Source organism: Malaciobacter sp. (assembly GCF_055140965.1).
Window position 1 is genome coordinate 1 of sequence record NZ_JBSRRO010000028.1, and the last position, 12,686, is coordinate 12,686.

General features: G+C 28.9%; 14 protein-coding genes. 2 read left to right on the forward strand and 12 right to left on the reverse strand.

Annotated features, from left to right (window positions below):
• Positions 1–132: 132 nt before the first annotated feature.
• The 12 genes from ribD to nadA form a co-directional block, all read right to left on the reverse strand.
• Positions 133–1,149 (reverse strand): bifunctional diaminohydroxyphosphoribosylaminopyrimidine deaminase/5-amino-6-(5-phosphoribosylamino)uracil reductase RibD, encoded by a 1,017-nt coding sequence (ribD, locus tag ACTCCZ_RS08865; RefSeq protein WP_079580019.1) that lies wholly within the window; start codon positions 1,147–1,149, stop codon positions 133–135.
• Positions 1,150–1,228: 79 nt separating this feature from the next.
• Positions 1,229–1,657: a ribosome maturation factor RimP gene (gene rimP / locus ACTCCZ_RS08870; RefSeq protein WP_079580020.1), complete on the reverse strand. Its 429-nt coding sequence runs from the start codon at positions 1,655–1,657 to the stop codon at positions 1,229–1,231.
• Between the two features lie 6 nt (positions 1,658–1,663).
• The gene (gene rbfA / locus ACTCCZ_RS08875; protein ID WP_079580021.1) at positions 1,664–2,017 is read right to left on the reverse strand and encodes a 30S ribosome-binding factor RbfA; all 354 of its coding nucleotides are present in this window, start codon (positions 2,015–2,017) and stop codon (positions 1,664–1,666) included.
• A gap of 2 nt (positions 2,018–2,019) precedes the next feature.
• The gene (gene infB, locus ACTCCZ_RS08880) at positions 2,020–4,710 is read right to left on the reverse strand and encodes a translation initiation factor IF-2 (RefSeq protein ID WP_079580022.1); all 2,691 of its coding nucleotides are present in this window, start codon (positions 4,708–4,710) and stop codon (positions 2,020–2,022) included.
• Complete coding sequence (locus tag ACTCCZ_RS08885; RefSeq protein ID WP_079580023.1) at positions 4,700–4,978, reverse strand: DUF448 domain-containing protein; 279 nt, start codon at positions 4,976–4,978, stop codon at positions 4,700–4,702. The genes infB and ACTCCZ_RS08885 overlap by 11 nt, the downstream gene beginning before the upstream one ends.
• Before the next feature lie 34 nt (positions 4,979–5,012).
• Positions 5,013–5,894, reverse strand: a complete 882-nt coding sequence (gene thrB, locus ACTCCZ_RS08890) for a homoserine kinase (RefSeq protein ID WP_079580024.1) — start codon at positions 5,892–5,894, stop codon at positions 5,013–5,015.
• Between the two features lie 17 nt (positions 5,895–5,911).
• Positions 5,912–6,367, reverse strand: coding sequence for a hypothetical protein (locus ACTCCZ_RS08895; RefSeq protein WP_079580025.1), 456 nt, complete (start codon positions 6,365–6,367; stop codon positions 5,912–5,914).
• A gap of 9 nt (positions 6,368–6,376) precedes the next feature.
• The gene (gene lpxC / locus ACTCCZ_RS08900; protein WP_079580026.1) at positions 6,377–7,276 is read right to left on the reverse strand and encodes a UDP-3-O-acyl-N-acetylglucosamine deacetylase; all 900 of its coding nucleotides are present in this window, start codon (positions 7,274–7,276) and stop codon (positions 6,377–6,379) included.
• On the reverse strand, positions 7,273–8,649 hold the full coding sequence (locus tag ACTCCZ_RS08905) for a M23 family metallopeptidase (protein WP_079580027.1): 1,377 nt from the start codon (positions 8,647–8,649) through the stop codon (positions 7,273–7,275). The genes lpxC and ACTCCZ_RS08905 overlap by 4 nt, the downstream gene beginning before the upstream one ends.
• Complete coding sequence (locus ACTCCZ_RS08910) at positions 8,636–9,619, reverse strand: DHH family phosphoesterase (protein ID WP_079580028.1); 984 nt, start codon at positions 9,617–9,619, stop codon at positions 8,636–8,638. The genes ACTCCZ_RS08905 and ACTCCZ_RS08910 overlap by 14 nt, the downstream gene beginning before the upstream one ends.
• Positions 9,620–9,676: 57 nt before the next feature.
• Positions 9,677–10,498, reverse strand: coding sequence for a carboxylating nicotinate-nucleotide diphosphorylase (gene nadC, locus ACTCCZ_RS08915; RefSeq protein WP_079580029.1), 822 nt, complete (start codon positions 10,496–10,498; stop codon positions 9,677–9,679).
• The gene (gene nadA / locus ACTCCZ_RS08920; RefSeq protein WP_079580030.1) at positions 10,495–11,487 is read right to left on the reverse strand and encodes a quinolinate synthase NadA; all 993 of its coding nucleotides are present in this window, start codon (positions 11,485–11,487) and stop codon (positions 10,495–10,497) included. The genes nadC and nadA overlap by 4 nt, the downstream gene beginning before the upstream one ends.
• A 125-nt stretch (positions 11,488–11,612) precedes the next feature.
• On the opposite strand from nadA, the gene plsY reads away from it, so the two are divergent.
• Positions 11,613–12,236: a glycerol-3-phosphate 1-O-acyltransferase PlsY gene (gene plsY, locus ACTCCZ_RS08925; RefSeq protein WP_079580031.1), complete on the forward strand. Its 624-nt coding sequence runs from the start codon at positions 11,613–11,615 to the stop codon at positions 12,234–12,236.
• Positions 12,236–12,547, forward strand: coding sequence for a dihydroneopterin aldolase (locus ACTCCZ_RS08930; RefSeq protein ID WP_079580032.1), 312 nt, complete (start codon positions 12,236–12,238; stop codon positions 12,545–12,547). Before plsY ends, ACTCCZ_RS08930 begins: the two co-directional genes overlap by 1 nt.
• The last annotated feature ends 139 nt before the right edge of the window (positions 12,548–12,686 follow it).

Here is a 12,686-nt window from a genome sequence, read left to right on the forward strand (position 1 = left end):
GTTATTTCTTTTCGTAGTGTTTTTGAGATATTTTCTATTATTTTTGACATTAAAGTGCCTTTTTTAAAGTAATAGAAAATATTATCTAATAATAAGTTAAAAAATTATTTAACAGAGTGTAATTTATATAATTTATTTAACTTTTCTTCGTAAATATATGATTTTTTCTTTTCCAATAAAATTTTCATGAATAATCTCAAAATCCATATCAATCATATTTTGTGCATTTAATCCATTTCTTATTTTTGGGCTTACTAATAGTATTAAAAAATCAATTTTTTCTTTTAATTTTTCAAGCAATGTATATCCACCTTCAATCATAACAAACTTATAATCTAACAACTTAAATAAATCATCACTAATTGTTACTTTTCTATTTGGTATTTTAAATAAAGGAATTTGTGTATCAAAAATAGTTTTTTGTGAGTATATTAATACCTCAGGTGCTGTTCCTACTACATATCTCGCATCAAGTGTTGGTCTATCTGTTCTTACTGTATTTCCACCTATGACAAGCAAATCAATTCTATCTCTTAATGTATGAACATAAGCTAAAGTTTGATTTGAAGAGATTTTTCCACCATCAATAGTACCATTTAATGTTTGAGCCATTTTATAAAAAATAAAAGTTCCACTATTCCATTTTAAAAAAGGATATAAAAGATCATATACTTCTTTTTTCATACAGCCTACTTCACACTCTATTGAGGCTTCTTCTAGGGTTTTTTGACCATCTTTTGCTTGATTATTCATATCTTTATGTGCAATAACAACTCTTTTGGGTTTTAATTGTTTTAATAAGTTCGCACAAGATGGTGTTTTGCCAACATGATTACAAGGTTCTAAAGTAACATATATTGTACAATCATTGAAAAAATTATTATGATGTTTCATCAAATACTCATGTATTTCAAAACTATTACTTAATGTTTTTAACACATCATTTGGATGGTATTTTAAAAACGCTTGTTTTAGTGCATTTACTTCTGCATGAGCTTTTCCAGCTTCTTTATGTGCTTCAATACTTAAAATTTCACTATCACCTTTTACAATAACACACCCAACTGCTGGATTTGGGTATGTCAAAAACTGATATTTCCAAGCTTCATTTATTGCTAATTTCATAAAAAATTTATCGTCTATTTTCATTTTAAATTCCAAAAAAGTTTTTGTTAAGTATATATTAAAAGTAGTAAATTAGTAGTTAAAGTAATAGAGTTTTACTCTATTACCATTCAAAATATGTAGATGCTGATAAAATAGAGTCATATGAAATTTCTTCATTTCCAAACTCAGTTTTAATTACAATTTTTTCATCATCAGCACTTAAAAGTTCACCTTTGTAAACTTCTGTTGCTATATCTTTTACTTTAATTTTCTCACCAACTGAGCCTTTAAAGTGTTGAGTCTTTTTTAGTCTTCTTTCTATTCCTGGTGAGCTAACTTCTAGATTGTAGTTTGAATTCATAGGCTCTTCAACATCAAGTATAGGAGATATAAGTCTTGAAACTTCAGCACATTTATCAAGTGTTACTTTATCTTTAGATGTTATGTATATTCTATAAATATTATTATCATTCTCTTTAGCTGTCACGATATCATAAAGTTCAACACCACAACTTTCAACAGTCATCTTTATAGATTCTTCTAAACTCATTTAAGATTAATCCTCTTTTTTTGATTTTATTTTTTCAAATAAAGCTTCCATTTTCATACTATGTTCTAAAGTATCATCAGCTTTAAATTTAAAATTAGGGCATTTATACCATCCTGTTGAGTTTAAACAATGAGATTTTATATGTCCATTTGCTTTATTCAACAATGAGTTAATAACCCTATGCTCTTCTTTTGAATAGTCAGTTCCATCATAATAAACTGTCGCATCATATTTACCATTTTTACAATCAACACCTGTAACTGCAAGTGAATTGATTCTACTATCTTTTAAAGTAGCCAATGCTTCAGGAAGTAATTCCATTAGCAATGACTCTGTTCTTTGTAGGTTAACGCTTTTCATGATTATTTGTCGTCTATGTGTACTTTTTCTTCAATTTGTATAAATGTTTCAATGAAATCACCAACTTTAATATCATTAAATTTATCAAACATAATACCACACTCATAACCATTTGAAACTTCTTTAACATCATCTTTAAATCTTTTTAGACTTGAGATTTTACCTGTATAAGTTACAACACCATCTCTAATGATTCTTGCATGACCACCTCTGATTACTTTACCATCAGTTACTAAACAACCTGCAACTGTTCCAACTTTTGGTACAACAAAAGTATCTCTAACTTCTGCTTGTCCAGTATTTTCTTCTCTAATTACTGCACTCATCATACCAGATAATGCATCTTTTACATCATCAATTAAATCATAAATAATTGAATAAGTATTGATTGTTATTCCATCAGCTTTTGCTTTACTTTTAACACTTCCTGTAGGTCTTACATTAAATCCTAAGACAATACAACCCTCACTAGCACTTGCTAAAATCAAATCAGACTCAGTGATTCCACCAACACCTGCATGAATAACTTTTACTTTTACTTCTTCATTTTGAATTTGCTCTAAACTACCTTTAATAGCTTCTAGTGAACCACCAACATCAGTTTTGATAATAACTGGAAGTTGTTTGATTTTCCCCTCAGCTATTAGTCCACTCATCTCTTCAAGTGAAACTTTAGTTGATTTAGATAACTCTTTTGCTCTTGCATGTTCAGCTCTTGTAGTAGCAATATCTCTTGCTTCTTTATCACTATCTTGAGCTACCATAAATGTACCAGTATCAGGTACATCATTAAGTCCTAAGATTCTACCTGTTTCAGAAAGACCAAGCTCTTTTACTTGTTTTCCTAAATCATTTGTAATTGCTTTTACTCTACCATATGTAGTATCACAAACAATATTATCACCAACTTTTAGTGTACCATTTTGTACAATTACAGTTGCAACAGGTCCTCTTCCTTTTTCTAAAGAAGACTCAACTACTGTTGCTTTTGCTTTTGCGTTTGGATCAGCTGCAAGTTCTAAAATCTCTGATTGTAAAAGAATATTTTCTAATAAATCATCAATTCCATCACCTGTTTTAGCTGAAACTGGGATAAACTCTATATCTCCACCCCAATCAACGGGAGTCATTTCTCTTTCAGCCATTTGTGCTTTTACCATATCAATATTAGCACCCTCTTTATCCATTTTATTAACTGCAACAATAATTGGACAATTTGCAGCTTTTGCATGAGAGATTACTTCTTCTGTTTGTTGTTTTACACCATCATCAGCTGCAACAACAATAATAATAACATCAGTAACACTAGCACCTCTTGCTCTCATTGATGAGAAAGCTGCGTGACCTGGAGTATCAACAAAAGTAATTTTTTGATCATTTTGTTTAATTGTATAAGCTGTAATATGTTGAGTAATACCACCTGCTTCACCTGAAGCTGTTTTTGAGCTTCTAATTTTATCTAATAAAGAAGTTTTACCATGGTCAACATGACCCATAATAGTAACTACAGGAGGTCTTGTAACAAAGTTAGTTTCATCAATTTCTTCTTCTAAATAATCATCAACGTAGTTTGCATCTTCTAAAGCATCTTTTACAGTTACTTCAATTCCAAACTCTTCTCCAAGTATTTCTAACTCATCTTGTTTTAAGAAGTCATTTTTAGTAACCATCATACCAAGACCAAATAGCACAGTTATAACTTCAGCTGGTGATTTTCCACAAGCTTCTGCAAACTCATATACTCTAATATCTTCTGGTATTGTAACTTCAGTTACATCTGCTACTTCTTCTGTTCTTTTAATTCTTTTCTTTCTTTTCTTTCTTTTTAAACCTTGTGGTCTATTTCCAAAAGCAGCTGGTTTTGAACTTCTTGTTTGTTTTGAATTTTTATTAGCATTTGGCTTTTTTTGATCTTCAAAAAGTTTTGAGCTATCAGAAACTGACATATCAAGTAAAACAACTTCATCACCAAGTAGTGAATCATCACTATCTCTAAAGTCACTTGAAGCATCTAATTCAAGTTTTTTACCATGAGTATGTGCTTTTGGAGGAGTTTTTTTCTTCTCTTTTTTAACTTTTGGTTTATTAGCAGTTGTATTTACTGTATTTGAAGAGTTGTCATCTTCGTTATTTCCACCTAAAATTTCACTTAAAGATTTCATTTTCTTTTTTGCAGTTGTTTCATCTTCGCTTGAAGTATCCAATGGTTTTGAAGCTATAGGTTTCTTCTTCTTAACAATTTTTAGACCTCTTCTTTTAGGTATGATTCTATTTGTTTTTTCATCACGTTGAGTATTAACAGGCTGTTTCTTTTCTTCTGCAGATGTTTTTTCTTCTTCTTTTTTCTCTTCTATTTTTTCTTCTTTTTTAGGCTCTTGCTTGTTTTCTTCTAATTTTGTAGTCTCTTTTTTAGTACTCTCAGAAGCATTTTCTTTAGGCTCTTGTTTTGTAGTTATTTCTTCTTTTGTCTCTTTTTTTGCGACCATTTTCTTTGGTTTTGCAGCTGGTTTTGCTTTTACTTTAGAACTTTTTCCAGTCATAATATAATTTGCAATCTCTTCTGCTTGTTCAAATGATACTGCACTTTGAGGTGATTTTAATTCTATTCCTAAATCTTTTGCTTTACTAATAACTTCATTACTACTAGCTCCTGCCTCATCTGCAATTTCATATACTCTTACTTTATCTGACATCTGTTAATATCTCCTTAAGTTGTACTAAGTACTCATCTTTATTTTTGCACTGTTTACATAGTGCATTTTCTATTTTTCTATTTTTTTTGCTATTAAGTTCTTGTTTTAAGAACTCATCAATACATGAGTTACATATGTAAAAACTTCTACCAAATCCGTTATATTTTATAAGATTTTTAGATTCACACTTTAATCTTAATAGCTCTTTTTTTTCTAATCTTGCCCTACAAACTATACACATTCGTAAAGGTCTTTTTAAATCAGCCAATTATTATATCCAACTTTTTCTTAATTTTGAAATTTTACTTATCAACTCTTACGCCATAATTGTCAAAATCGCTTACAAAAACTCTAAAATGTGGAAATTTAGCTTTTAACTCTTTTTCTATTTTTCTACAATCATCTGCGTGTGAAATTGAGAAAAAAGTTGAACCTGAACCTGATAATGTACTCATTAGTGAACCAGCTTTTAATGATGCTTTTTGTACTTCAAAAAGCTCTGGCATCTGTTTCATTCTATATTTTTGATGAAACTTATCTTGTGAAGCCATTCTTAACATTTCCCAATTTTCTGTCATAAATGCTGCTGTTAAAAGTGAAGCATGAGATAAATTAAAAACTGCATCATCTTTTGAGTATTTATATGGCAAAGTTTTTCTTGACATATGTGTTGATATTGGTCTATTTGGTATTACAACTATAGCTTTTAAATACTTTGGCATATCTTTTTTAATATATTTAACTTCATTATCTTGAACAGTTGCAACATTAAATCCACCCATTACAGCAGGAGTAATATTATCAGGATGATTTTCATAAGCTAGTGCTAAATTTAAAAGTTTTGGCTTTGGTAATTCAATTCCCTCAATAGCATAAGCAGAAGCAATAGCACTTACAATAACAGCAGATGAACTTCCAAGTCCTCTTGACATTGGTACTTCATTGAAAAATTCAAATCTAAAATTTCTTCTTTTTGTTGATAAATTATGATAAAAATCATTAAAAATAGAGATAAACATATTATTATCTTTTAATGCAGGGTTATTTGAACCCTCTCCTTTTAGTGACACACTATGAAACTTAGATGGTTTTATAAGTACTTGGTTTTTCATTCTTAAAGCAATTCCTAAAGTATCAAACCCAGGTCCCATATTTGCACTTGTAGCTGGCACGCTTACTCTCAACTTCTCTTCCTTTGTTTTTATACAGCTGGTAAATTGTATATTGGTAATGTATTTTTACTAAATAGTTCTTTATTTAAACTATTTGGTAATTTAAAGTCGTGTATTTTAGTATCATTATCTAAAAAATCTACTTTAATGGTATCATTTTCTTTTATAAAGTACTTTTTACCTAAAGCTTTTATTGGTGAATTATTATTAAAATTAAAGCCATTACTTGCATACAAAGGTATATCTTTAGCAATACTTAAAGTTTTTAAAAAGATATAAGCAACTTTTATAGCCATATAAGAACCAGGAGAATTAACAAAATATAATCCTGATATATTTTCATGTTTTTTTAATACTTCACTTATAATCACAGGTAAAACATCTGAAGTTTTACCCTCAATTTTTATCTCTTCAAGTAAATTATTCTCTTTATAAACACCTATTAATAAAGGATTTGAAATACTTATTATAAAAATATCTATCAACAACACTCCTTAAGCTCTTGCATATGCAATCTCAAATACTTTTGACTCTTCATCTGCTTCTTCTAAATCAATAATCTCATAATTTTCTTCACTTTCAAGAAGTTTTTTTGTAAGTAAATGATTTAAATAGTGACTTCCAGCATGTGCATCATACTCACCAACTAAAGTATATCCAAGTAGTGCCATATCACCTACTGCATCAAGTATTTTATGTCTTACAAACTCATCATCATATCTTAAGCCCTCAGGATTTAAAACTTTAGTATTATCTAAAACTATAGCATTTTCCATACTTCCACCAAGAGCTAAACCAATACTTCTTAAATATTGAACTTCATGTAAAAAACCAAAAGTTCTAGCTTTACTAATACTTTCTTTATACTCATCAATTGAATAATCAAAATGAAATTTTTGTTCACCAATAGCTGGATGATCAAAATCAATAGAGAAATCATAAATTATATGATTTGAAGGTTTTAAAGCAACTCTTTTACCCTCACTTGTTGTAACTTGAACATCTTTTTTTACTTTTATTACTTTTTTTGAAGCGTTTAGCTCTTTTATTCCTGCTTCATCAATTAGCATACAATATCCAGATGAACTACCATCAAGTACAGGAACTTCATCATTGTCTAAAACAACTCTAATATTATCAATACCATAAGCATAAAGTGCAGATAAAAGATGTTCAATAGTAGAAACAATAATTCCATCTTTTCCTATTACAGTTGCCATTTTTGTATCAACTACATTTTCAATAGATAAAGGAATAGAAACTCCCTCATCACTTCTATAAAAGATTATTCCCATATTTTCATCTAAAGGTTCTAATCTCATTTTTACAGGAACTCCTTTATGAAGCCCTACTCCTAGTATCTCTACACTTTTTGCTATTGTTCTTTGTCTCATTTGCTATTGATTACCTTTTTAGCTTCGTTTAGTACATCTGTAATTCTTGTTCTTATCCAGTTTCTATCCATCCATTCAAGTGGATTTACTTCTATTCCTTGAACTAAAACACCAAAGTGAAGATGATCACCAAATACTGCTCCTGTACTTCCAGTATTTGCAATAATACTATTTGCACTTACTCTTTGTCCAACAGTAACATTTGACTTACTTGTATGAGCATAAAGAGTTTGAAGTCCTAATTTATGATCAATAATAATAGTATTTCCATATATTCCTAAATAATCATTAAATATAACTTTTCCATCATTTGTTGTTTTAATTGGAGCATGTTTAACACTAGCCCAATCCATACCCAAATGCCAAGCTTCATCTATTTTTTCACCATTATAAAAGTAGTGTCTTCTATCTGCAAATCCTGCAACTGTTTTTGAACCACTTAATCTTTTAAAAGGTTTAATTGAAAAATCACTTAATAACTCTTTATCCATAAATTTTTTTGTAATCTCTTCAACAACATCTGAATTTAATTTTCTTAGTACTTTATTCTCTTTTACAAAAATCTCTTTGATATCATTTGGCACATCAAGTCCACTTTTTTCAAGTACATTAACACTAATATTTTTTACAAAATTATCTGATATTTTAATATTATCATGTTTTACTCTTAATTTTCTTATATACAATGGCACTTTAGTAAGTGATTTATTTTGTGCTTTATCAATAGCTACTAAATTAACCCTTTGGAAATCTTCTATAGTAACAGGCCAAGCAATAAGTGAAATATAAAAGTTCTCTTTATAAAAAGGAATTAATTCAAATCTTTTTTCATCATTAAAAGATATATATGCATCTTTTAAATTTTCATCTTTAACCTCAACTACAACAACAGCACTTCCACCTTTTCTTATGGCAAAAGAGTTTGATATCACATTTGCAACTGGTGATTTTTTATCTATTTTTATTTTAAACTCTTTTATAATTTTATTGCCCTCAAAAAAGTTCCATTTACTTTTATCAATTGCTTCAATTATAATAGATACATTTTCACCTTTAAAAAACATATCTAACTTTGGAGCTTTAATCTCCAAATCAATACTATTTTTTGCTTCTTTTAATACTTCTTTTTCTAAAACTGTTTCATTACTATCATCTTTATATATAACTTTATAATATTTAATTCCACTTTCATCACTAATATTTACTTTTAATGAGTCTTTTAAATTCCAAAACTCTCTTTTCTCATCAAATTTTATTAGGGGTTTGTCTTGTTCAAACTGTGGTGATAAATATATAAATCCCCCAACACCAATTACTATTAATAAAACTACTACAACTATTATATTTATTGAATTATTTTTACTCTGTCTCAAGAATTTCCTTTAAAACCATATTTTTTGCTTTTGTTAAATCTGTTCCATCCAAAGAACATCCAGCAGCATTAGCATGTCCGCCACCGCCAAACTTAGAAATAACTTTTGATATATCTATATTACCTTTTGATCTTGCTGATACACGAATTTCATTATTTACTACTCTTAAAAAAACTGCAATTTGCACAATTGCTATACTCATTATCATATCAAGAGCATCTTCACAATCTCTTATATGTGCCCCTGTTTGTTTAAGCCACAAAGGCTCAGCTTTTATAAAAGCAACTCTACCCTCATCAAAAAGTTCCAAACTATTTAAAACTTTAGGTATTACTCTATATTTTGCTAAAGAGTCTCTTCTTATTAGTTTATTTGCAATAAAAGATGGATTTGCTCCACATTTTACTAAAAAATTTGCCTTTTCAAAAGTGATTTCATCACATCTACCTATACTAAATCTAAGACTATCATCATAAATACCCGTATAAAGTGCAGTTGCAGAGTGCTTTGTAATATATAAGCCATTGAATTTAAAAAAGTCATATATTATCTCTGCTGTTGAACTTTTAGTTGAATCAACTATATTAATCACTCCAAAATTATCATTTGATTGGTGATGATCAATATTTATCAAAGGTATATCTTTAGGTACTTCAAAACCTAATCTTTTTTTCAATCCACAATCAACACTAATTACCAAATCATAAAATTTTGGCAACTGATCAGTAATTTTTTCAAATCTATTTATAAAGTTTAGATTTTGTGGCAAATCACTACTTACATTAAACACTTTATGTTTTATTCTATTTTCATAAAATAAATTTGAAAGAGCAAGAGCTGAAGAGATTGTATCTGCATCTGGATTTACATGTGTTACTATAAGTATATATCTACTTTTTTCTATTAAATCCAAAGCCTCTTTATAATTTGAAAAATCCAATTTATTATCTAATATAAAATCTTTTTTCATCTACTTTTTTTGCTCCTTAAATATTTTAGCAAGCAATTACTAACAAAAAGTTAATCACTAATCAAACTTCATGGAAAAATCAAGCCAAGTTGCTTGATGAATAATACTTCCACTACTTACTGCATCTACACCTGTTTTAGCATAGCTTTTAATAGTATCAAGATTGATATTTCCACTAGCTTCTAGTAAAACATGAGTAAAGTTTTCATCTCTATATTTCACAACATCTTCTATTTGAGCGGGTTTCATATTATCACACATAATAATATCAGCACCAGCTTCCATAGCATGTTTTACTTGCTCAAATGTTTCACACTCTATTTCTATTTTAGTAACCCAAGATATTCTTTTTCTTGCTTTTTTTATAAACTCACTTAAATTATCGATTGTTTTTAAGTGTGTATCTTTTAACATCAAACAATCATCAAGTCCTAGTCTGTGATTTATAGCTCCGCCAACTCTACTTGCATACTTTTCAAAATCTCTTAATTGTGGTCTTGTTTTTCTAGTATCAAGTAAAGCAACATCATAGCCCTCAATAGCTTGTGCATATTTACTAGCTTGTGTAGCAATTCCACTTGCATGTTGCAATAAGTTTAAAAAAGTTCTTTCACTTGATAAAAGAATAGAAGCTTTTCCCTCAAGCTTTGCAATAACATCACCTTTTTTTAACCTATCTCCATCAAGTTTTAAAAACTTGCAATCAAACTTTTCAGTTCTTGCTAAGATACGAGCATATTTAACACCTGCTAAAACTCCATCATCTTTACAAATTACTTGTGCTTTAAATCTTCCTTTTGGAGCCACATCAAAAAACAAATCCCCTCTACCATTATCTTCAATGATAGCATTTTTTACAAACTTTTTTATATTAATCATATTTCAAACATCCTTTGAAGTGCTATTTTTGCCCATTTTGCATCTTCTTGGCTTACTAATATTTCAGACTCATATGGTTCATCTTGTTCAACTTCCATAGTTTTTAAAGTATTATATAAATCTTCTAATGTAGTTTCATTCATCGTAGGGCATTCAGGTTTTGTTGAACTTAAGATATAAGTATTTTTATCTCTTAATCTATTCACCATATTAAACTCAGTTCCAACTGCTACTTTTTGCTCAATTGGTAACTCTTTTATATACTTAATTAGCTGTGAAGTAGAACCAACAAAATCAGCAACATCACAGACACTTGGATCACACTCAGGATGAACAGCAATCAATATATCATCATATTTTTCTTTATAAAACTCTACATCTTCTACTGTAAACTGCTGATGAACAGAACAAAAACCATTGTAGCAAATAATATCAGCTTCATTTAAATCGCTTCCATCACCAACAATTGCAGATTTTAAATTCATCTGTTTTGCAAAGTTTTGCCCCAAGCATCTATCTGGCACAAAAAGTATCTTTTTACCAGATTCTAAACCCTTTTGTATAATCTTATAAGCATTTGAAGAAGTACAAACAAGTCCACCCATTTGACCAACTCTAGCTTTTACAGCTGCACTTGAATTTATGTATGTAATTGGTAAGATATCTTCACTTTTAATACCTGCTTCGTTTAATTTTGCGATATTATCATCATAATAATCAACATCAATCATTCTAGCCATTGCACAACAGGCAATTTTTGGCATCAAAACTCTTTTGTTTGGACTTAAAATCTTCACACCCTCACCCATAAATCCAACTCCACAAAACAGAATAAATTTTGTAGTAGCTTCCATTGATTTTTTTGCTAGTTCTAAAGAATCCCCTGTAATATCTGCTAATTCAAAAACTTCATCTCTTTGATAAAAGTGTGCAACAACAGTAACATCTAAACTCTTTTTTAATTTTAATATCTCTTCTTTAATATTCAAAGTTTAACCTTTATGGTTTATTAATTGTTTAAATTTTCATTTATAAATAGATAATGTGAATATAACAAAATTTTTGTTATAATCCATTTAATCAAAAAACATGAAATTATTTATAAAGGTAATATATGGATTTTTTTACAAATTCAAACATAATATTCTATTTACTTGCTTATTTAGTTGGTTCTATTCCCTTTGGTCTTATCTTAGCAAAAATCTTTGCAAATGTAGATATCAAATCACAAGGTAGTAACTCAATAGGTGCTACAAATGTTTTAAGAGTTGTAAAACAAACAAATCCATCTTTAGCAAAAAAGCTTGGAATTGCAACTGTTATTTTAGATGCCATAAAAGGTTTAGTAATTATTGCTTTAGCTATGTTTTTAAATGCTCCTAGTGAAACATTATGGGCAATTGCAGTTTTAGCTGTACTTGGTCATTGCTATTCTGTTTATTTAGGATTAGAAGGTGGTAAAGGAGTTGCTACTGGACTTGGTGTTTTTTTAATACTTATTCCAATCCCAACACTAATAGGTGCTATTGTTTGGATAATATGCGCAAAAGTTATAAAAGTATCTTCACTTTCATCACTTTTTGGATTAACAGCAGTTGTAATTGGTGCTATTTTATTTAACAATGGTTTAGAAGTAGGAAGCAATGCACCTGTTTATATTATAGCTTTTATAATATATTATAAACATATACCAAATATTATTAGATTGATAAAAAAAGAAGAGCAAAAAGTAATCTAATGACTATAAAAATTGAAGATTTGACTTTTGATTGTATTATTGGTATTTTACCCTTTGAAAGAGAAAAAAAACAAAGGGTAATTATAAATTGTAAAATAAAATACAAATATAAAAAAAATCACTTTATAAATTATGCACATATTGCACAAGATATAGAATATATCATGAAAAAAAAGAGATTTAAACTAATAGAAGACGCTTTAAAGCACCTAAAAAGACACATTTGTGACAAGCATAGCGTGACAAAAGTGAAACTTACTATTTGCAAGCCCCACATAATGCCCAATTGCAAAGTTATGGTTTCAAAGTAAAAAATAGCTTAAATTTGCGTCCAAATCTACTTAAAAAACTTGTTTTAAGAAAACTTTAAAATTTACTTATGTACAATTTGCATAACGGTGTATCGGGAAAGGTTTCTATACTTTTAGAATAGTTCGCGCGCTCCGGTAA